This is a genomic window from Insolitispirillum peregrinum, assembly GCF_900156605.1.
Lineage (GTDB): Bacteria > Pseudomonadota > Alphaproteobacteria > Rhodospirillales > Rhodospirillaceae > Insolitispirillum > Insolitispirillum peregrinum.
Map to the genome: position 1 here is coordinate 503,843 of NZ_FTOA01000001.1, position 20,957 is coordinate 524,799.

Here is a 20,957-nt window from a genome sequence, read left to right on the forward strand (position 1 = left end):
AGCGCTCCACGTCCTTGTTATTCAACTGTCGTGTTAGACCAGCGTACGTTAAATCTGACGCAGGCACGCTGGGCCACATTGTTGTTGCGAAAACCGTTCCCCACTTTTCGTACAATACTCTCTAGAGATGGCTGGCTGTGGCAGAGTCAACCATCGGCAGGGTAAAGAAAAAGGTGCATCCTTCTCCTTCTCCATGCGACTCAACGCCAATCTGGCCATTGTGGTGGTCAACGATCTTTTTGCAAATCGCCAACCCCACACCGCTGCCTTCGTATTTGTCTTTGGATTGCAGGCGCTGGAATACCTTGAATAGTCGGGATGTTTGTTCCGGGGCGATACCGATGCCGTTATCCTGAACGCGGAACAGCCAGTGATCTTCTTCCGGCTGAACCGACAGGGTAACCTCGGGAACCCGATCCTCAAGGCGATATTTCAGGGCGTTGCCGACAAGGTTCTGGAACAGGCGGGTCAGTTCGTCCCGGCTGGCCTGAACGGTTGGCCAGTCACCTGAAATTGTAATCCGGGCGTTGGCTTCGCCAATGGCAGGCTGCAGGAACCGCAGCGCTTCGTTCAGGGCATCGGTGCTGTCCATAATGGCCATCGGCTCCCCACTGCGACCAACCCGCGAGTATTCCAGCAGGGAAACCAGCATGGTTTCCATACGGATGGCGCCTTCCCGGGCGTAGCCCATCATGCCGCGTGTATCGTCGTTCAGGATGTCCTGCAAGCGTCTTTCCAGCAGTTGAATATAGCTGTGTACCATGCGCAAAGGCTGGCGCAGATCATGCGAGACAGCATAGGCAAACTGTTCCAGTTCGTTGTTCGACCGGCTCAGTTCTTCGCGTTGCTGGGTCAGGATTGCTTCGGCCTGTTTGCGGCTGGTGATGTCCAGATGCGTTCCGGCCATGGTCAGGGGAACCCCTTGCTTGTCGCGGGTGATCACCTTGCCACGGTCCAGGATCCAGATCCATCGCCCGCTTTTGTGCCGCAGGCGGACTTCGCATTCGTAATAGTTGGTTTCCCCAAGGAAATGCTGTTTCAGAAGCTTTTCGGACCGGCTTCCGTCCTCTGGGTGAACCAGCCTGTTCCACGTTTCAATGGAAATCTCGCCCAGTTCGGCACGGGTATAGCCCGCAATGGTGGCCCAGCGTTCGTTGATGCGCAGGGCTCCGGTGTGCATATCCCATTCCCATGTCCCGACATCGGTCGCCCACAGGATGTTCAGCAGGCTTTGCCGTTCAAAGGTCAATGCCTCTTCGATCTGTCGGCGCAGCGATATGTCGGACTGGATGCCACTCCACACCGTGTCCCCGTTTTCGAGGATCTGCGGGGTTGCTTCGACTTCCAGCCAGCGATGAGTCGGGGGGGCAACCATTTGACCCTGCCAGTGAAAATGCTCTTTCTGACGGCGGAAGGTCCAGAAGCTGGTGACATCCTCGCTCGAAAAGGCGCGCAATGCCGAGGCCGGGTCCGCCATCACGCTTTGGCGGGTGACGCCGAGTTGCTCGCACCAAAGGTCGCTGACGTAATCAAAGCGTTCCCTGCCGTCAGTGCAGATGCGATAGCGGAAAATACCGACCGGCAGACTGCGGATCACCTGAGCGTATTCAGCTGACAGGGCACTCAGCTCGGCCTCGATCTGTTTGCGGTTGGTGATGTCGTAGAACGTGCTGACATAGAGGTTTTCCAGACCGGCCAGATACGCGGCTTCGGCCAGCACTGTTTTGACCGTGCCATCCTTGCAGCGAACATGCACTTCCAGTGGCTGGAACGGGGCATTTTCCTGTTCCAGCAATCGCAGGCGTCGTGTCCATTCTTCCTCCACGCTCTGGCCGTAGGAGGCATCCGGGTAGGCGTTGCTGCGCCAGGCGGTCAGGGTCGGCACGTCGCTGTGCTGATAGCCAAAGGTCTGTTCAAACGCCAGATTGATGTACGCAACCATGCCGTTGCGGTCAAGCAGGGCGACTGGAACCGGCGAGTTGTCCATGACGGCCCGAAAGCGGAGTTCACTGTGTGCGAGCTGCTCTTGTGAATGGCGCAATTCGCGCTCCGAGGCAATCAGCTTGCGCAGCAGCTCGGCTTGTTCCCGCTGATCATCGAGGGCAACCTCCAGCCCCTGGCGGCGGCGGGTGCTGCGGTAATTGGTGTAGAGCAGCGCGGCAAGGATCAGGATGACGGCAATCACGCACAGGGCGAGCAGCATGTTTTCCCACTGTAACGCACGCAGTTCATTCTGGGGGGATTTGACCAGAATGAACCATTGGCTGTTCTCCAGGGGGTGGCTGTAGGCAAAGACGGGGTCCCCGCGATAATCGATCCCTGTGATGCTGCCCCAGTGACCGGCTGCGGACTGGGCCGCAGGCAAGGTGACTTGCGAGAGTGGGCGTCTGAGCAATTGGAAGGACGCATTTTTATCCTGACTGGGCGCAATGATCAGAACATGATCATCCTGTTTGCGGCCGATCAGAATTTCTTCTTTGTTCTGAAGGGTTTCGTTGAAAGAAATGATTTTGCGCAAGAAAGAGGCCGGGTCAACGTGCAGGGCCAGGACGGCAACTGGTGTCGTGCCGTCCGGCCCAAAGACCGGAGCCGCCAGATCGAGCGAGAGCGTAAGGCCACCATTCCTGCCTTCGACGACGTAAAGATCCGAAGGCAAGCTGCTGGTCCCGAGCAATGCGCGCTGAACCAGCTGTTCATTTTCCGTCAGTCCGTCACCGACGTCAGTCGAAACCTTGAGCAATGTCTTGCCAACAGGGGAAAGCAGACTGATCTGGTGATAGGAATAGGTGCTGATCAACCCCTGAAACCGGTCAGTCAGGTTATTTTCGAGAGTCGTGTTGTCCGGGCTGCGGGCATACTCAAGAATGGCTTTATTCAGGAACGGGTCTCTTTGCAGTACGGTGGCATCGCCCAGTCGCTCGTTCAACCACAAACCGAACAGGTCGGCTCGTTCGGCAGACATATTTGCCAGATGCTGAGACACTTTGCTGTGAAGTGACGCATTCAGCGACATGGTGATCGTGCTGATGATGAGCAGCAGGGCAACCATGGCTCCGATGCCTGCCGCGAGGAAGAGCCAGCGCGATTGCCGCGCTGGGGGCATGCGAAAGAAAGGGGCCATGGGACATGATTCCGGTAACTGAACAAAGGCGCTAGCGAAGATACTGGACGGCAGCGGTGAGGAGAAGGCTTGTTCCCCGGAAGAGGTATACCCGGAACAGGGGGGGTGTTTCTTCCAGAGCAGTGGGCGTGAAAACAGGAACCGGTTTTGCGCACCATCACTGCGGCAACGAAGAAGGTTAGACCTGTGTGCCTGCGTCAAATTGAACGCACACTGGTCTAAAAAACATACTCCTGGTGTTCAGCGGTTTTTTGCAGACATTCATCAGGCAGAGGGGCCAGACTTTCGACAAGCTGGTTAAAATCGCCGGATTTCTCGATGACCCGGCTTGCGCCATGATTCATGAAGGCGGCCTTCAGCGCGGGACTGCTGGAGCCTGTCAGCATCACCACCGGCAGCCTCTCCAGGCGAGGGATGCTTCTGATGGCTTTCAGGATATCCAGCCCGCTGCAATCAGACAGGGAGCCGTCCAGCAGGACCAGATCAACCGGATGCCCGCAGGGAGAGCAGGGAGGCGCTGTGGTGAGAAAATCCAAAGCCTCGCGCCCGGTTGTTCTGGTCGTCAGGGACGAGGCGTAAGCCTGCTCTTCGAGGGCCATCCGGGCCAGCAGGGCATCGCCACTGTCGTCTTCAACCAATAAAACGGAAAGTGTGGCCATGATGATTGCGAGTCCAGGGAATGAAAAGTTGCAGAAGGTCATGTAATCCATTTGGAGTATGACCTTTTGGTGGTCTGGTATGGCAGGCATCGTCAAATATTAACTTAACATATCATTCTGAAATATCCAAGAGCTGCTCTTGTTATGCACCTTCTGGTGATATGGTTCAAAAGTATCGTTTCCGGGGTGCCGGATTTGAGGGGATGGCCCTATCTCTATGATAGCAGGTTGTTTTTATCCTGGACTGTCGGTATTCTTTTGTATATGTGCCGTGCACCCGGAGTGATCTTTCGCAAGAAATTTGTGATCAAAGGTTGTTGTTCTATTGAGGGTTTCCACCTTTCATTATCTGTCCCGATTGACGAGGTAATCCTGTGCTGGGGGTCTTCCGGATTCTCTTTAAGGTTGTTAGGATCTTTTGTTGCAGGCGCTGTGGGGTTTTCCTTGGTCAATACTCAGGGAAACTGGCCTGTCGCAGAGGGGGCTGAAAAAAAAGTAACCCCGTGTCGAAGAGCGGAGTAAAGTGGTCGGGCAGGGTGGTGGCTGGTGCTTGTGAACGCAGAATTTGTTGATGTTGTACGTGTATGGTGTGCTGTGCCATGGCACTGTTGGCTGGCTCGAGCTGCCTGTTGCGGATGGGCACCAGACATTCCCTCTCCAGACTGTAATAAGACGCGCATTGACAGAACGCCCCGGTTCGGCACTAGCTAGCACCGCCGTATGCAGGTCTCATCCAGAAAAGATGTCGAGGCCCTGCAAGGCGCTCGGGGATAAACGGAATTTAGCGTGATGCAACCTACTTCCAATGATGATGGTGTCCAGCGTACGTGGTTGCGTGGGGTGGCAGCTTTGCGGCCTGTTCTGATGATCGCGGTTGTCCTCGCCGTGGTTGCCCTGGCCTGGTTTGCTGCACGCCGCCTGACGGGCGAAGTGTCGTATCAGGATTTGATGGCGGCTTTGTCGCAGATGCCATGGTGGGCAATCCTTGCAGCGATTGCGTTGACCGGGATCAGTTTTGCGGCTCTGACGGTTTATGATTTTCAGGCACTGGATTTCGTTGAGCGGACTGTCCCGCGCGGAATGGTGGCTCTGGCGTCTTTTTCGGCTTATGCCGTCGGGAATACGGCTGGCTTTGGCCCGCTGACAGCCGGGGCGGTCCGGTATCGTTTTTATTCCCCCTATGGTGTCGAGCCGGATGTCATCGCCCGGATCGTTGTTTTCGCCAGTGCGGCCTTTGGCATTGGCCTGACCGGTGTTATCGGGCTTGGCTTTCTGGTCGCGGGCGATGATTTCGACAGCCTGTCGATTGCTCCTGTCGGTTTGCAGATTCTCGGCGGAGTCATTACGGCTGCCCTGATTGGTCTGTGGCTGGGGGCAGGAAAAGGACGGTCTGTCACCCTGTTTGGCTATCAGGTCGCCCTGCCGGGGCGCGGGCTGTTGATCCGCCAGTTTCTGGCCACATCGGTGGATGTTGCCGCATCGGCTGCGGTGCTGTGGGTTTTGCTGCCGCCCGGTGCGATCGGGTTGCCGACCTTTATCATCATCTATTCCGTCGCCATCGGTCTGGGGGTTCTGAGCCATGTTCCCGCCGGTCTGGGGGTGTTCGAGACTGTCATTATTGCGGCTCTCGGGCCTCGCGTGGACGTGGATCAGGTGCTGGGCGCGCTGGTGCTGTACCGGGTGATCTATCATCTGGTGCCATTGGCGCTGGCCGCCCTGATCCTGAGCGCGCTGGAGGTTCGTCGTGCGGCGGCGGCCCCGATGATGGCGGCGGCGTTGCGCGGCAGTACCCGTCTGGCTCCGGCTGTTCTGGGTGCGCTGGCTTTTGCCATTGCCGCGATCGAGATTTTCTCCGGAGTAACCCCACTGAGCGAACGTTCAGTGGCGTGGTTGACCGATCGGGTGCCATTGTCTCTGGTCGAGGCGGCAACCTTTTTTGACAGCATTCTGTCGGTCCTGTTGCTGGTGGTTGCCCGGGGTCTGGTCTATCGCCTGGACGGAGCATGGTGGGCGGCGCTGATCATTGTTCCCCTGTCGATCGTTTTGTCGCTGGTCAAATCGGTGGCGCTGGTCGAAGTGGCCTTGTTGTCGCTGTTGTTCGTGGCGCTGTTGCTGTCCCGGCGGCATTTCTCGCGTCATGCCTCGCTGTTGCATCAGGCCTTGACGCCCAACTGGGTGCTGGCTGTTGCGACCCTGCTGATTACGGCTTTTGCCCTGTTGTTTTATGCCTATCAGGACGTGGAATACGCCAACGACCTGTGGTGGCAGTTCGAATTTGACCAGAACGCATCGCGCAGTCTGCGTGCCATGCTGGGGGTGATGATGACGGCGACGGTGGTGGCCGCCCTGTCGTTGCTGCGTCCGGTGCGGGAGCGTCTGGCCCCGCCGTCCGAAGAAGACATCAAGAAGGCGCTGGAAATCGGTCGCCAGCAGCCACGGATCGAGAGCGCCTTTGTGGCCATGGGCGACAAGTCGGTGCTGTTTTCCGAGGATGGGAAGGCCTTCATCATGTATGGCCGTCAGGGCCGTTCGTGGGTTGCCCTGTCTGATCCGATTGGTCCGCGTGAAGCCTGGCCGAGCCTGATCTGGCGCTTTGTCGAAATGGCCCGTGCGGTTGGTGGACGGGCGGTGTTTTATCAGGCTGGCCCTGACGCGCTTTCCCTTTATGCCGATGCCGGTCTGAGCGCTTTCAAGCTGGGGGAAGAAGCCCGGGTCTATCTGCCGGAATTTACCCTGCAAGGTTCCAAGCGGGCCAATCTGCGCAATTGCATGAACCGCTCAACCCGTGACGGATTGACCTTTTCGATCCTGTCAACCGCCGAAATTCCGGCCCATCTGGACGAATTGCGCGCGGTTTCCGATGCCTGGATGACCTATCACAACGTTCGTGAAAAGCGCTTTTCGCTGGGGGCATTCGATCCCGATTACCTGTACCAGACGCCGATCGGCATTCTGTGCCAGGAGGGCAGGATTGTTGCCTTCGCCTCGCTGTTGTTGACCGATCACAAGGTTGAAGCATCAGTTGACCTGATGCGCTTCCTGCCCGGGTCAGTCCATGGGGTGATGGAAACCTTGCTGGTCCACGTCATCCTGCATTTCCAGTCGCAGGGCTATGAGTGGTTCCGGATGGGGATGGCTCCATTGTCGGGCTTGTCTGACAGCGCCGCCGCCCCAATATGGCATCGTGTCGGACGCATGGTATTCGACCATGGGGAATGGTTTTACAACTTCAGTGGGTTGCGGACCTTCAAGGCGAAATTCTATCCCCAGTGGCAGCCGCGGTATCTGGTGGTCAGCGGCGGGATCAGCCCGATGCTGGCGCTGGCCGATATTACCGTTCTGATCAGTGGTGGCCTTAAGGGTGTGATTGGGAAGTGATGAGCAGGATGACCGGTTTGGGTGTGAGCGGTATGCTGAAGGCAATGGTGGTGGGTGCCGGGATTCTCGGTGGCACCCTTGGGGTGATGTGCCACGGGGCATTGGCCCAAACGGCAGCGCAGCCGGAAGAAACCAAGGATGCCTTCACCGACGTCATGCCTGTCATGGGGTTGCCGATCTATTCCTATCCGGAGAAAGACCTGCCCACCAGTGCGGTGGTGCTGTTTTCCGGTGAGCATGGTTGGGGCGATGCTGAAAAAACCATGGCGAAGGCGCTGGTGCAGCAAGGGGCGCTGGTGATCGGGATCGACACCCCGGCCACCCTCAAGCGGCTGGACGAGCAGGATGATGCGTGCGTCGAGATCGTCGGCGAAATCGAAAATGTCAGCCACAACACCCAGTATCAGATGGATACGCCGCGCTACCATTTCCCGGTGGTGGGCGGCATCGGTCTGGGGGGGGCTTTGGCGATGGCTGTTGCGGCGCAGACCGAGACGGCGACAATTGACCGTTTTGCGGTGGTTGATCCCTGGTCGTTCGTTCCGTCGCGCAAGCCGCTGTGTACGCTGGGTGATCCGCAGCCGAAAAAGACCGCTGACGGCAAGGGCTATCGCTATGACCTGCCCGGTGGCCCGAAATCCTTCTCGCTGAGTGCCACCCTGACGACACAGGCCGATCCCCAGGGCAAGGCTTATGTGGCGGACTGGGTGCAGGCCAATCCGAAAAGTGTCTCCAGCCAGTCCAGCCCCCAGAGCCAGAGTGATGCCTTGCTGGCGGCGGTCCGCAGCAAGGCTGCCAGTACGGTGGCGGGCCGGTCTGCCGGCGGGGAAGACGTGAGCGACCTGCCGCTGGAAGAAATTCCGGTGTCAACGCCGTCGGACACCTTCGCCATTTTCTATTCCGGCGATGGTGGATGGCGCGATCTGGACAAGGACGTCGCGGCCGTTCTGGAGCAGGATGGTCTGCCCGTGGTGGGCGTCGATGTGCTGCGCTATTTCTGGACCGAGCAGACGCCCCAGCAAAGCGCCAAGGATCTGGCCCGCATCATCCGCAGCTATCGCCAGAAGTGGCATGCCAAAAAGGTGGTCCTGATCGGCTTCTCGTTCGGGGCTGACCTGCTGCCAATCATGTACAACCAGCTGCCGAAAGAAGAACGGGCGAGTGTGGCGCAGATTACCCTGCTGGGGCTGTCAAAGGCGGCGGTGTTCGAAGTCAGCATGGAAAGCTGGCTGAACCACAAGCCGTCGGATGCACCGCAGACCCTGCCGCAGCTGGCAAAAATTCCCTCTTCGCTGGTGCAGTGTTTCTATGGTGAAGACGATACCCATAACGTCTGTCCGGAACTGGCCGGGACCGGGGTGGAACTGATCAAGACCAAGGGGGGCCATCACTTCAACAACGAATACGACATGCTGGCCCGTCGCATTCTGGATGGCCTGAAGGCGCGCGCCCAACAGCCTGCCAAGGCTGCCGGGCAATAATCGCCAGCCTGTGCGGCAGGGGCGTCATGCTGACAGGAACGCCTCTGCCAGCTCGGCGGTGCCGCTGGTGTAGTCACTTCCCAGTTCCTGCGCGAGAGGGATTTCGCTGTGGGAGGCCAGCCAGGCGGTCAGCAGCAAGCGGCGGGCCATCTTGAGCGCAGGAAGGACGGCGAGGTCTTGCGGGCTGAGGCGGCGGAGCTGCTGGTAACTGTCCAGCCAGGCGGCTTCCCAGAGGTGAACGTCCGGGTGCTGTTCGTGAAAGCTGATGGCGGCAGCAAAGTCGTACAGGAACCAGCTCAGGCCGCTGTCGTCAAAGTCGATCACCCGCAGAGCGTCGCCATCAACCAGCAGGTTGCTGAGGCGCAGGTCGGCATGAATCAGGCCGAAGCGGTCGCTGGCGGTGCCATAGGCGGCCATCGTGGTGTGGATGCGATCAGTGGCCCGCTGAAAAATCCGCCGCCCCTCTGCCGACAGACCCAGCGACGCCTGCCATGGTCCCCAATAGGAAACCTCCCCGATCATGGCCGAAACGTCCCACCGCTTGCGGACAAAGCCGTTTGGCAAGGGCCAGCTTTGTGTGTGATCATGCAAGCGGGCGGTCAGGGCGCCCAGGGTGGAAAACCAGTGGCTCAGGTCGTGATCGTCGGGGGTCGGCATGTCGCCGGGAACAAAGTCAAAGGCAACGGCCCGGCGGGGGGCAAGCCCGGCCGGTGACGGCAGAACGTGCAGGATGTCCCCATCGCGGCCCGGCAGCGCGGCAGGGGTGTCGATGATTTTTTTCTGGCGAAGGGCGTTGATCCACATCAGTTCCGAACGGATTTCCTCAGTCCGGTGATAGCCCTGACGGTGCAGGCGCAAGCTCAGCCGCCGCCCGCTGTCCGGGTCGTCCAATCGAAAGGTGGCGTTCTCCGACAGCGACATCAGGGTGGCGGTGGTCTTTGGCGACAGACCCCACAGGGGCGCGGCAGCGGTTGCCATGCTGCTCAGGTCAGCAACAACAGCGGGGCTGTATTCTCCGGTCATGAGGATATCCTTGTGGCAGAAGACTGCGCTTGATACCGCACTCTGTCCCGGATGGGGATTGCTGTTTTTGCTGTCAGGGCGAAAAATTGCCCATACCATGAACAGCAGCGCGAAAGGTTGCTTGCGATATCAGCCAGAGCCGCCTATAGTCCCGCCCAATTTGGGAGGCTCAGGGATAGTAGCATACCATGACCATTACCCTTCCGCCGGACTACCGCCCGTCTGATGACGAGCCGTTCATGAATGAAGTGCAGCGTGAATACTTCCGCCAGAAGCTGTTACAGTGGCGTTCGGAGTTGCTGCGTGAATCCGAAGAGACCCTCGAGCACCTGCAAGAAGGCGGCCTGCAGGAGCCGGATCTGGCTGATCGTGCGTCGGCTGAAATGGATCGGTCTCTGGAATTGCGGACCCGCGACCGGGCTCGCAAGTTGATTTCCAAGATTGATGCGGCACTGGAACGTGTCGAAAACCGTACGTACGGGTATTGCGAAGAAACCGGGGAGCCGATCGCGCTGCGTCGCCTCGAGGCCCGCCCGATCGCAACCCTGTCCATCGAGGCGCAGGAGCGCCACGAGCGGATGGAGCGTACCCATCGGAGTGATTAAGCAAATCCCGAGCAGATGGTACATCTGCGACGACGCATTTGCGTGAACAACGGTGCAAATCCCGAGCAGATGGACCATCTGCGACGACGCATTTGCTTTTTAAGATGGCAAATCCCGAGCAGATGGACCATCTGCGACGACGTATTTGCTCATCTCCTGACCTGACAACGCCGGGCCATCGTGATTGATGGCCCGGCGTTTTCTTGTCTTGCGGTTGCCCCTGCCCACCGTCATCCTGTCCGGGACCCGGCCCGTCACTGACGCCTGTTCATATGGACAGGCGATACCTGCTTTTTGCCGTCTTTTTGTGATTTATTCTGAACTGCCAGGGCGTTAAAAGAAGGGAATCCTGAGAATGGATGATTGCTTGCAGGGAATTCGCGTCCTCGATCTCAGTCAATATATTCCGGGGCCATATGCCGGGCGACTGCTGGCCGACTTTGGAGCCGAGGTGCTGAAGATCGAACCTCCGCACGGAGACCCGATGCGCTCGTTCGGGCTGGTGGATCGTGACGGTGTGTCACCATTCTACAAGAGCCTCAACCGGGGGAAGACCGTCTCTCATCTTGATCTGAAAAGCGCCGAAGGACAGCAGACGTTCCGTGGTCTGGTGGCGGTGGCAGATGTGTTGATCGAAAGCTTTCGGCCTGGGGTGTTCGACCGGCTGGGCTTTGGGGCTGATGCGCTGGCGGCGATCAATCCGGGGCTGGTGCACTGCGCGCTGTCAGGCTTTGGTCAGACGGGGCCATACCGGCTGAGGGCCGGGCATGACTTGACCTATATGGCGGTGGTTGGCGGATTGGCGGCGACCGGGACGCGGGAACGGCCGGTGATGATTGCGCCGCCCATGGCTGACAATGCCGGGGCCATGCATGCGGTGATGGCGATTACGGCGGCTTTGGTGCGCAAGCAGCGCACTGGCAAGGGAGCCCGGCTGGATTTGTCTTTGGCTGAATCCGCATTGGCGCTGTGCTCGATGGGGATGACCGTTGCCTTGCGGGACGGTATGGCGCGGGAAGACGACTTGCTGAATGGCGGGGCGGCCTATTACCAGATTTATCGCTGTGCCGATGACCGTTTTCTGGCGTTTGCCCCGATCGAGGAAAAGTTCTGGCAGGGCTTTTGCGCAGCGGTGAACCGGCCTGACCTGTTGCCCCGTCAGGTGGAGCCTTTGCCGCAAACGGCCCTGATTGCCGATTTGGCGGCGCTGTTTGCCAGTCAACCGCTGTCTTGGTGGGAAGATGTTTTGCACCCGGTGGATTGCTGCTTTGAACCCTTGACAGCTTTGCAGGATGTGCCTGCGCATCCTCAGGTGCAGGCGCGGCAGATGGTACAGGTGACGGGCCCCGCCGATGAGCCGATCGCCGAGGTGCCTTTCCCGTGCTGGACTGACGGGCAGGCGCCGCGGCTGGGAGCGCCGTTGCAGGTGGAAGATGCTGCGGTGATGCTGGCCCGCTGGAGTTGACCTGAGGGAGAGCTGAGCCGCGTTCTGGCGACGGGTAGGCATTTTCTGCCTCTGGTAGAGCCTGCCCGTCGGTGCTATGGTTGAAGAGTGTAATTGGACCGTCTCGGCTCTGGAGAACCAGCTCCCGTCGGGGTGGTGTGTGGCTGTTCAGGCCCACAAGATACCGGGTATGGAGAGAATGCCTGGCCGGTGTCTTGGGAACGAGGTAAGCCTCGTTCATTCCGATCCTGTTGACAGATGGCAGAACGCCATCAGGAGAGTGAAAGATGGTTACCGTCCTGACTGCGAGCTCAAGCTCCCTTTTTGGTGATACGTCACTCAACAGTCTGCTCGCGCCCCAGACGCAGGCGCTGACGCGGGTAACAAACGAGATTACCGCCAAGCAGGAAGATGCGAATGCGCGTCTGGAAGAGAGACAGGCCGTGCTGTCGGCAGAGTCCGACCGGCTGGTCAACGTCAAAAGCAGCGCGCTCAACGCGCAGTATGCTTTCCAGAACGCTTCCGAGGCGATGACGAATGTCAAGCAGAGCCTGCTTGATATCGGGAATGCAATTGCCGGATCTGCGCAGGATTTGACCTATTACAGGGATCAGTTCAACTCTCAATGGGGCGAGATCAACAGCTCGGTTGATGGCTATAGCCCGGAATACAACCCGATCGGGAACGTCGATCGGGACAGCTGGACGCCCAACACGGTCGAGTACAAGCAGGACACTTCCGCCAATATGGTGCGGATCGGTGGGACCTATGCTGGCAACGATTTCAAGATCACCCTGTCGGACGGATCGGTCTGGCGGCCGGATAGCGGTACGTCAATGATGCAGCGTTACAATGCCGATGGCACCAAGGATACCGCCGGGCTGGCCGTGGCCAGTGCGGTTGAACTGTCATCCTATGATGCGTCCACCGGGCAGATTAGCCTGAAGGTGACGATTGATGCAACTGCCGGGCCGCAAACGGTCAGCGGAACCCTGGACAAGGCTGGTCTCGGGCTGATGCCGGCATGGTTCTATCGCTCGCAGTCGAGCATTGACGCCGGGCTGCCTGCCTTGTCGACCGATGCCGACCGGGCGATGGCTTACAGCGACCTGAATGAGGCGTCGTCGATGGCTGATGTGGCTGATGCAACGGTTCAGGCCGGGCTGGCGCGCGTGAATGGGTCGATTGCCAAAATTGACGGTCAGGTCTCGGAAAATATCGCCGCGCAAAAGGATGCGATGGTCGACAACATGAACGAGCTGGTGGACATTCAGAACAACCTTCAGCGTCAGTACCAGATCATGGCGATGAACCTGTCGCGTGCAACGTCGACACAACAGCAGTACGCCAACGTTTTCGCCAGTACGGCGGCGAAGAACCCGTTTTTTGATGAATTGACCTGAAGAGACGGGCACACAAGAGGACAGGGTCTGCGAGCACCGCTTCGAGGGAATGTGTTCCTGCGGTAATTTGTCGCGGGAATGGCCTCTGTTCATGATAGTTGTCTGTATATGACAAGGGCCTGCACAAGTTGTTTGCGCAGGCCCTTGTCATATGTACAATCATGCCGTGTCTGTAACTCGCCCCCCCCCTCTTTTTGTTCCGAACGGGAGTAGGGTAAGGTATATTTCTTGTGTTTTTTATATGGCTAAACAGGAGATGGCTATGATCGCTCTGGAATGGCGTGATGAGCTCAGTGTGGGCATTTCTGCCTTGGATGAGGATCATAAACATCTGTTGTCCTTGATTAATGAGTTGGGGCAGGCAGTTTCTGCCCGTCGCGGCGGCGACTGTGTTGCTGATATTACGGCGCGTTTGTTGCAGCATGTGGCAGAGCACTTTGAGCGCGAAGAGGCAATTCTGCGCACGGCAGGCTATCCGGGAGCCCGTCATCACACCGAAGAACATCAAAGAACGACAGCGAAACTCAAAGACCTGAGTGTGCTGGCGCAGCAGAAAAATGATGTCGCTGCCAAGACGGTGCTGGATTTCATGTCGGCCTGGTTTTTGAACCATGTCGTTGCCAGTGACCTGAAAATGCGTGACTTTCTGCGTGCCAAGGGTGTTGCCGACACAGATAACCGGCCGCGGCCCGGGGTCATGGAGCGTATTGCAGCCAAAACGGATGTGCTGACAATTAAAACGCGCATTATCATGCTGACGATTCTGCCAATCATCGTAATTGTGGCCTTGGTGGCATTTGATCTCATTCAGTCCCTCGGAAAGATCGACCGCCAGAAAGACCTCTTGCAACTGACCGAATTCAGTGCGACCAGCAGCGCCCTGATCCACTCCCTGCAAAAGGAACGAGGGGCTTCTTCCTTGTTCCTGGGCAGTAAGGGAACCAGGTTTGCGGCCGAGGTCGCGGCCCAGCGGAAAGAAACTGATCAGGCCTTGTCTGCTTTCCAGGCCGGAGCGCAGGTTCTGGTTGCCTCGCTGGGACAGGAGGATGCGACCCGGATCACCATGACGCTGGGCGAGCTGAAAAAGCTGGACGAGACCCGCAAGGGGGTTGACGCCCAGAGCCTGCCGGTTCCTCAGGTCATTGCCTATTATACCGGAACCATTGCCAAGGGCATCGGCATCGTTGAGGGCATGGCTCATCTGGCCAACGATCCTGAAATGTCGCTGAACCTGCTCGCTTATACCTCGATCCTGAATGCCAAGGAGCGGGCGGGTCAGGAGCGGGCCGTGGGGTCGGCAGGCTTTGCCGCCGGACAGTTCTCTCCGCAGCTTCACCGGCGTCTGATCGAGCTGATGGCCGAACAGACCGCATTCCTGCATGCCTTCAGTCGGACCGCAGCCCCCGAAGCGCAAAAGAGGCTGGCAGAGGCCCAGGCCGATCCTTCCCATGCCACGGTGGTGGAATGGCGCACGATTGCCATGGACAGCCCCTTTACCGGAACGCTGAAAGACATTCAGGCCCCGGATTGGTTCAAGATGGAAACCCAGCGCATTGATCAACTGAAGGGGGTCGAAAACGTAACCGCCGGTGTGCTTCTGCAGCAGGTCAGGGACACCCTGAGCCGGATGCAACGGCAAGGGGCCTGGATGCTGGTGGGACTGGGGTCGCTGGTCGTTGTTGTCGGGCTGTTTGGGGCGGTGATCGTCATTGGTGTGATACCGCCCCTGCTGGCGTCGGTGGCCGCCACCAAACAATTGGCGGCAGGGGATCGTTGCGCTGAAATCCCGGACCAATATCTGCGGGATGAGCTGGGGCAACTGGCCCGCGCCACGCAATTTTTCAAGGAACGATTGATTCAGGCCGAGTTCGAAACGGCAATCAACGGCATGGATCATGAATTGCGCATCGAGGCGATGACCAAAAAGGAAAAGATCGTTGCGGATTTTGATGTGCGGATGGCGCAGTTTGTCGAAGAGGTGGGAGAGTATGCCCAATCCCTGATGGGGTCTGCCGGAACGATGACCGATGTGGCAAAGGAAACCACCGCCCGGAGTGATATGGTTTCCCATGCTGCTGACGAAACATCGCAGCGGGTCCAGTCAACTGCTGCAGCGACCGAGCAGCTGGCGGCCTCAATCCGGGAAATTGCCCGTCAGGTACAGGCGCAGGCCGGTGCCACTCAGGAGGCTGCCGAGCAGGCGAGGGCGACCAATGATCAGGTGGAAAGCCTGATGCATTCAGCGGCCCGGATTGGCGAGGTGGTGCAGTTGATCCAGAATGTTGCCAGCCAAACGAATCTGTTGGCGCTGAATGCGACCATCGAAGCTGCGCGGGCGGGGGATGCCGGTAAAGGCTTTGCTGTTGTGGCCAACGAAGTCAAATCACTGGCCAGTCAGACCGGGAAGGCAACCGAGGAAATCATCCAGCACGTTGGGGAAATTCAGTCGGCAACGCATGAGGCCGTGGAAGCCATTCGCGACATTACCCGGCAGATTACCGAAATTAACGGCATTTCGACCGCGGTTGCCGCCGCTGTTGAAGAACAGGAAGCTGCTACCGCTGAAATCAGTCGGAATGTGCAGGAAACATCGGTGTCGACGGATCAGGTGAGCGACAACATCCGGGATGTCCTGCATGCAACGCAGCAGGCTGAGGATGCGGCGGTTGTGGTTTCGGATGCGGCGCAAATTCTGGGAAGCCACACCGAAGCCTTGCGGGCCGAAGTCCGACGATTCCTTGAGGACGTCCAGTCGTAATAAGGCAGTCGTAACAGGTATGACCCGGCAGGGGCTTTTGTGCCTCCTCCTTTGTCTTGCGATTCCCTGCATTTGAGGCGGGGGATTCGATCTGCCTTGAAAGCAGTCTTGCCACGCAAGCTTGATGGGCTTTCCTGTTTTCTGTGGTCACATTTCACAGTACACGACAGTCAGAAAACAAGGACGTGGAGCGCTGCTCCACACCTCGCTGGGGCCTTGATGCCCCAGACCCCATTGATTTGATTTTTAAAGAAAAAATGGGTGCTCGGGGCGTCAGGCCCCGAGCAGTTCAGGCGGCAGCCTGCACTTTCTTGCCAAACTGTCGTGTACCGTGATCTGACGCAGGCATGCTGGTCTAATCGTTTGACATGTCGCAGTGATTTCGCGCAAAGCCGCAACCATTTTTACGCTCACAGTCCTATGGTGCTAGGCCGTATGGGTGGGTAGTTAAGATTTTGTTAGCGGCCATGAGAATAAAGTACCATGGTTCCGGCGCTCATTTATTGCGCTCAGGTTGATTATCATATAGCATCCCCTTCCATGGGATGATTTTTCATCCTTTTGGCTTAAGCCTCGGCAGAACCGCCTGAGGTTCGTCCTGGAATGGGGGACTGACGTATTATGGTTGATGGAATTACTCTCTCCAGTGCAACGCGCGGCAACCTGCTGTCGTTGCAAAAGACTACCGGACTGATTGACCGGACGCAGGAACGCCTGTCGACGGGTAAAAAGGTCAATAGCGCACTGGATGATGCGCTGTCTTTTTTCAAGGCGCGCAGCCTCAATGACCGGGCCGCTGACCTGTCGACGGTCAAGGATGGTATCAGCGAAGGCATCAATGTCATCAAGGCCGCGGTTGGCGGGCTGGAAAGTATTGAAAGCACGCTGAAGCAGATGAAGGCGATTGCTGCGACTGCCAAGTCTGCAACGGACAGTGCGACGCGCGGCAAGCTGGCTTCGCAGTACAACGAATTGCGTAGTCAGGTCGATAACCTGACCGAAGATTCGTCCTATAATGGCGTGAATCTGATCAAAAGCAGTGCGGATACGCTGACGGTCAAGTTCAACGAACAGACCGGGGCGACACAAAAGAACGAGCTGGTGATTGCCGGCGTTGCGTCAGACATTTCAACGCTGCAGGTGACGGCGGCATCGGTCTCTGCCTGGATGGCGACTTCGGGTTATGCCGCGACCATGGACGCGGAAATCACCAAGATCGACAACGCGCTGACTACCGTGCGCAATTCGGCCCAGACGCTGGGGACCAATTCGTCGATGCTGTCCATTCGACAGGACTTCACCGACAGCCTGATCAATACCCTGAAGGGTGGGGCCGGGGATCTGGTCAATGCGGACCTCAACGAAGAGTCTGCGAACATGCTGGCGCTGCAGACACGCCAGTCGCTGGGCACGATTTCGTTGTCGATCGCGCAGCAGTCCGAGCAGTCGGTCCTGCGCCTGTTCTAGAGCAGTGCAGGCTGCTGCCTGCACTGCTCGGGGCTTAAAGGCCTCAGCGAGGTGTGGAGCAGCGCTCCACGTTACTGTCGTCTACTGTGTGACATCATCGGCCAGATATGTTGCTCTGAAACGGGGCTATCCCTATGGCGGGATGGCTCCGTTTTCGTTTGTTATAGCCGTCCCGGATGATCGGCCATGGCAGGACGGCTTGCCAGATAGCATTCCATCATCGGGCGATAATCCATGTCATCCTTCAGGATGTGGTTGATCAGCCAGCGCTGCAGGAACGCGAGCAAGGCTTTGGCATCAAGGTTGTCCGGGCTGGAGCGGTGGAGATTTTCAAAATCCTCCAGCGTCTGTTCGATTCGGCGATGCGAGACGCTGTGAGTGGTGCAATGGTGATAGCCTGCGGCCTCCAGCAACCGTTCTTCGCGGGCAAAGTGGCTTTCCACGTAATGACGCAACGCGCTCAGGATGGCAGATATTTCTGTATCGCCATGCTGAAAGTGTACGGCGTCATCCAGCCTGTTGATGATCTGCCCCAGACGCTGATGATCATAATCAAGCGTCGGGTGACCAACGGTGTATGAGTCTTGCCATACGAAATAAGGCATGGGACAGGATTCCATCGTGCGGGGGTGGTCGCGTGGGATACAGGTTTCTTCCCGGCTATTTTACGGGAAAACATTCTTCAATGCATCAGGCCAAAGGATGGGCCCTTGCAGGAAAAATGTACAGGTTGTGATACAAAAGGTCCGTTTGCCCCAATCTTGTCCAAAGGGATGGTTTCTGAATAGTCTCCAGGATCAAATGAGCGTCTACATCCTATAATGCATGCCGTCGTGATGGTCTGTGGAAGCTATTGTTGCATGCTTGACAGTGGACTGCAGAATTCTTGATGGTTCGTGATACCATTATTTCGGGTGCCTGAATCGGCAATGGCTATTGAAATTCGACAACAGCAAAGCCATTCACCCGATTCAGCAGGATATGGCGCTGATGAAATGCCTTCAGGCCATCGTGGTTGCCAATGGTGATGATGGTGGCTTGCGGGAATTCCTCCAGCAAAAGTTCCATCATGCGAATTTCACTTTGCTGGGACAGGGAGTCGGTTGCTTCCTGAATGAAGATCCACTGCGGGCGATGCAGTAAAAGCCGCGCAAAACCAAGGCGTTGTTGTTCTCCACTGGCAAGAACCTGTTCCCAGTTTTCTGTCTCGTCCAGGCGTTTCCCGAGGGCGCCGAGGCCGACGCGTTGCAAAATGGCCTGCAAGTACTGATCATTGACCGGAGTGGGCAACCCCGGATAACAAACCGTATCGCGCAGGCTGCCAAGCGGCAAATAGGGGCGCTGGGTCATGAAAAAGATGCTGCCATCGACCGGCAGGGCGACGCTGCCGTTCCCCCATGGCCATAGTCCGGCAACGACCTTGAACAGCTTGACCGCCGCACCGGAATCCCCGGTGATCAGCACGCGGTCGCCATAGTTGATATCGCAGTCAAAGGGCAGCAGGACAGGGCTGCCGTCCGGGTTGTTGACCGCAAGGGCGCGAAATGACAGGTGCGGCGTGTCATTGCGAGTGGTTGCGATCATGGGCGGTTCACCCTCGCTGCTGGCCTGACCCCGCTTGCGGGCGACGGCATCCAGAGCCTCGTGGAGCCCTTGCACACGCTCAACCGATGCTCGCCATTCTGCCACTTTGGCCAGGTTGTCGATGGGCCAGGAAAGGGCGGCAGCCATTTGCTGGAATGCCTGTGCCGTCTGCATCAGGCCTCCCAGCGAGATGGCCCCGGCGATGTAGCGAGGGGCTGCGATCAGGATCGGGAAAACCTGCGACAGAACGGCCCAGCTGGAGACGAACAGAAAGATGTTGGACAGCGCGATGGTCTGGCGATCCCAGGCGCCTTTTGCTCCCCGGAACAATTCGACAAAATGACGGCGTTCTCCGGCCTCGCCCCGCAGCAGGGCGATGGCCAACGAGTTTTCGCGGGCATGAACCAGACCAAAGCGGAAATCGGCTTCGGCGGTCTGGCGTCTGTTGACAGCGCGGACCAGTGGGCGGCCCAGCAGGACGGCGACGGTGGTGCCCAGTGCGGCATAGACCATTGCCACCCAGACCAGATGTCCGGGCAAATACAGTTCATGGCCGTTCAGATGGACTTCCGGCGGGCCGGACAGGGTCCACAGAATGTGGGTAAAGCTGACCAGCAACATGGCTGAATAGAGCAGGGAATGGGCCAGATCAATGGCGTATTCGGTGGTGATGCGAATGTCCTCGGCAATGCGTCCGTCGGGGTTGTCATGCTCGCCGGGGATTTGGGTCACCTGATAATGCCGCCCGGATGCCATCCACTCATTGATCATCCGGCGGGTCAGCCAGCGCCGCCAACTGACCTGCAGGCGCCGTTTGACGCGTAAATGGGTGGTGACGATGGTAACGTTGGCAACAACAATGATCGCAAGGACGCCGATCAGGGTCAGGAACTCCCCGAACATCCGCTGTTCCAGTGCGTCAAACAGGCGTTCATTCCACAGGTTCAGGGCCACGGGCACCCCCACCTGTGCCCCGGTCAGGGTGATCAGCGCGGCGGTCATGCCCCAGGCATGCCATTTTTCGCGGGAATTCCAGTATGGGCCTGCCAGGGTGACGAACTGGCGAAAAAACACCCGCCAGCTTTGCATGGGATGACCTGCGCTGCTGTTGCCTGTCGGTGCGGGGTCGTGGTCGGCGTCCCCCCAGTGTGATGCCTCATCGGCGGGATGCGGAGGGGGCTCCGGGGTGGTGGTATGGGATGGCGGGTCGCGATCCATGGACATTTCCTAACGCCCCTGATGGTTCGAGCCAACTTGCGAGGGGGGCTTGTGGCAGGCAAACTCCAGACCAGTGCGCCCTGAACATGCGTCAGGGATGATGGTCTGACTTTTTGACCGGCTTCATCGTTGGTGCGAAAACTGAGGCTCGCCTGTTGCACGATACTCCGGGCATTACCCTTTTAAAGTATGGAAAAGATGGTTTTTTTTCCAGCCATTTCCATTCGTGCTGTAAGATCTTCTGATGGCACCCGCAAGAAAGGAGAGACGGTGGTGGCGATTTATGTGACGCCGCGCATCATGCTGGATGAAAACGAGCTGGAAGAAACCTTCATTCGGGCCTCCGGGCCGGGTGGGCAGAATGTCAACAAGGTCTCTTCGGCGGTGCAGTTGCGTTTTGATGTTCGTCATTCCCCATCCCTGCCGGACGCGGTGCGGCAGAGGCTGCTGGTGCTGGCAGGCAAACGGTTAACCCGGGATGGCGTTCTGGTCTTGTGTGCGCAAACGCATCGCAGTCAGGACCTGAACCGGCAGGAAGCCCTTGAACGATTGATCGCCCTGATCCGGCAGGCCTGTATCGTGCCGGTATCCCGGCACCCGACCAAGCCGACATTTGCATCCCGCCAGCGGCGTCTGTCCGCCAAAGGACAGCGCTCTGTCACAAAAGGATTGCGCGGGCGGCCCGGTGTAGGGGGCGATGACTGAAGGGAAAATCAATCATGGCATGCCCGGTGCCGAGGCATTTGCGCTCGCACCAGAAACGTCCCATGACCGGATAGCGGGAAATACTTATGGATATCTTGCCGTGTGATGGGG

General features: G+C 58.1%; 14 protein-coding genes. 9 read left to right on the forward strand and 5 right to left on the reverse strand.

Annotated elements, in window-relative coordinates; all coding sequences use genetic code 11:
* Positions 1 to 121: 121 nt before the first annotated feature.
* Positions 122 to 2,203 (reverse strand): PAS domain S-box protein, encoded by a 2,082-nt coding sequence (locus BW995_RS20215; protein WP_175616956.1) that lies wholly within the window; start codon positions 2,201 to 2,203, stop codon positions 122 to 124.
* Between the two features lie 237 nt (positions 2,204 to 2,440).
* Between BW995_RS20215 and BW995_RS20700 the strand changes: the two genes are divergently transcribed.
* Positions 2,441 to 2,998, forward strand: a complete 558-nt coding sequence (locus BW995_RS20700) for a hypothetical protein (protein WP_175616957.1) — start codon at positions 2,441 to 2,443, stop codon at positions 2,996 to 2,998.
* A 341-nt stretch (positions 2,999 to 3,339) separates the two neighbouring features.
* Here the strand turns inward: BW995_RS20700 and BW995_RS02125 are convergent, their stop codons facing one another.
* A complete protein-coding gene (locus tag BW995_RS02125) occupies positions 3,340 to 3,831 on the reverse strand; it encodes a response regulator (protein WP_076398451.1) in 492 nt (163 codons plus the stop codon).
* Between the two features lie 738 nt (positions 3,832 to 4,569).
* Between BW995_RS02125 and mprF the strand changes: the two genes are divergently transcribed.
* Together mprF and BW995_RS02135 are read left to right on the forward strand one after the other, a co-directional pair.
* On the forward strand, positions 4,570 to 7,158 hold the full coding sequence (mprF, locus tag BW995_RS02130) for a bifunctional lysylphosphatidylglycerol flippase/synthetase MprF (protein WP_076398453.1): 2,589 nt from the start codon (positions 4,570 to 4,572) through the stop codon (positions 7,156 to 7,158).
* A gap of 8 nt (positions 7,159 to 7,166) precedes the next feature.
* Positions 7,167 to 8,639 carry a virulence factor family protein gene (locus BW995_RS02135; protein ID WP_175616958.1) on the forward strand — a complete coding sequence of 491 codons (1,473 nt, stop codon included), beginning with the start codon at positions 7,167 to 7,169 and terminating at the stop codon, positions 8,637 to 8,639.
* Between the two features lie 24 nt (positions 8,640 to 8,663).
* On the opposite strand, the gene BW995_RS02140 is transcribed toward BW995_RS02135, so the two are convergent.
* Positions 8,664 to 9,662, reverse strand: a complete 999-nt coding sequence (locus BW995_RS02140) for a phosphotransferase enzyme family protein (RefSeq protein ID WP_076398454.1) — start codon at positions 9,660 to 9,662, stop codon at positions 8,664 to 8,666.
* Positions 9,663 to 9,850: 188 nt separating this feature from the next.
* On the opposite strand from BW995_RS02140, the gene dksA reads away from it, so the two are divergent.
* From dksA to BW995_RS02165, 5 genes are all read left to right on the forward strand, one after another.
* The gene (dksA, locus tag BW995_RS02145; protein WP_076398456.1) at positions 9,851 to 10,267 is read left to right on the forward strand and encodes an RNA polymerase-binding protein DksA; all 417 of its coding nucleotides are present in this window, start codon (positions 9,851 to 9,853) and stop codon (positions 10,265 to 10,267) included.
* Between the two features lie 355 nt (positions 10,268 to 10,622).
* Positions 10,623 to 11,732 carry a CaiB/BaiF CoA transferase family protein gene (locus BW995_RS02150; protein ID WP_076398457.1) on the forward strand — a complete coding sequence of 370 codons (1,110 nt, stop codon included), beginning with the start codon at positions 10,623 to 10,625 and terminating at the stop codon, positions 11,730 to 11,732.
* Positions 11,733 to 11,998: 266 nt separating this feature from the next.
* Entirely contained in the window at positions 11,999 to 13,114 is a 1,116-nt protein-coding gene (locus BW995_RS02155) for a hypothetical protein (RefSeq protein WP_076398459.1), read from the forward strand.
* Between the two features lie 262 nt (positions 13,115 to 13,376).
* Positions 13,377 to 15,872, forward strand: a complete 2,496-nt coding sequence (locus BW995_RS02160; protein WP_076398460.1) for a bacteriohemerythrin — start codon at positions 13,377 to 13,379, stop codon at positions 15,870 to 15,872.
* Between the two features lie 621 nt (positions 15,873 to 16,493).
* Positions 16,494 to 17,339 (forward strand): flagellin, encoded by an 846-nt coding sequence (locus tag BW995_RS02165; protein ID WP_076398462.1) that lies wholly within the window; start codon positions 16,494 to 16,496, stop codon positions 17,337 to 17,339.
* A gap of 161 nt (positions 17,340 to 17,500) precedes the next feature.
* On the opposite strand, the gene BW995_RS02170 is transcribed toward BW995_RS02165, so the two are convergent.
* Positions 17,501 to 17,944: a bacteriohemerythrin gene (locus tag BW995_RS02170; RefSeq protein WP_076398463.1), complete on the reverse strand. Its 444-nt coding sequence runs from the start codon at positions 17,942 to 17,944 to the stop codon at positions 17,501 to 17,503.
* A gap of 328 nt (positions 17,945 to 18,272) precedes the next feature.
* Complete coding sequence (locus BW995_RS02175; protein WP_245821211.1) at positions 18,273 to 20,147, reverse strand: ABC transporter ATP-binding protein/permease; 1,875 nt, start codon at positions 20,145 to 20,147, stop codon at positions 18,273 to 18,275.
* A 192-nt stretch (positions 20,148 to 20,339) separates the two neighbouring features.
* Between BW995_RS02175 and arfB the strand changes: the two genes are divergently transcribed.
* Positions 20,340 to 20,846 (forward strand): alternative ribosome rescue aminoacyl-tRNA hydrolase ArfB, encoded by a 507-nt coding sequence (gene arfB / locus BW995_RS02180; RefSeq protein WP_084194558.1) that lies wholly within the window; start codon positions 20,340 to 20,342, stop codon positions 20,844 to 20,846.
* Positions 20,847 to 20,957: the final 111 nt, after the last annotated feature.

Bases quoted from the DNA above. Each gene is read 5' to 3' on its own strand.
- BW995_RS20215 (WP_175616956.1), bottom strand. From the start codon at position 2,203: ATGCTGCTCGCCCTGTGCGTGATTGCCGTCATCCTGATCCTTGCCGCG.
- BW995_RS20700 (WP_175616957.1), top strand. From the start codon at position 2,441: ATGATCATCCTGTTTGCGGCCGATCAGAATTTCTTCTTTGTTCTGAAG.
- BW995_RS02125 (WP_076398451.1), bottom strand. From the start codon at position 3,831: ATGGATTACATGACCTTCTGCAACTTTTCATTCCCTGGACTCGCAATC.
- mprF (WP_076398453.1), top strand. From the start codon at position 4,570: ATGCAACCTACTTCCAATGATGATGGTGTCCAGCGTACGTGGTTGCGT.
- BW995_RS02135 (WP_175616958.1), top strand. From the start codon at position 7,167: ATGACCGGTTTGGGTGTGAGCGGTATGCTGAAGGCAATGGTGGTGGGT.
- BW995_RS02140 (WP_076398454.1), bottom strand. From the start codon at position 9,662: ATGACCGGAGAATACAGCCCCGCTGTTGTTGCTGACCTGAGCAGCATG.
- dksA (WP_076398456.1), top strand. From the start codon at position 9,851: ATGACCATTACCCTTCCGCCGGACTACCGCCCGTCTGATGACGAGCCG.
- BW995_RS02150 (WP_076398457.1), top strand. From the start codon at position 10,623: ATGGATGATTGCTTGCAGGGAATTCGCGTCCTCGATCTCAGTCAATAT.
- BW995_RS02155 (WP_076398459.1), top strand. From the start codon at position 11,999: ATGGTTACCGTCCTGACTGCGAGCTCAAGCTCCCTTTTTGGTGATACG.
- BW995_RS02160 (WP_076398460.1), top strand. From the start codon at position 13,377: ATGATCGCTCTGGAATGGCGTGATGAGCTCAGTGTGGGCATTTCTGCC.
- BW995_RS02165 (WP_076398462.1), top strand. From the start codon at position 16,494: ATGGTTGATGGAATTACTCTCTCCAGTGCAACGCGCGGCAACCTGCTG.
- BW995_RS02170 (WP_076398463.1), bottom strand. From the start codon at position 17,944: ATGCCTTATTTCGTATGGCAAGACTCATACACCGTTGGTCACCCGACG.
- BW995_RS02175 (WP_245821211.1), bottom strand. From the start codon at position 20,147: ATGTCCATGGATCGCGACCCGCCATCCCATACCACCACCCCGGAGCCC.
- arfB (WP_084194558.1), top strand. From the start codon at position 20,340: ATGGTTTTTTTTCCAGCCATTTCCATTCGTGCTGTAAGATCTTCTGAT.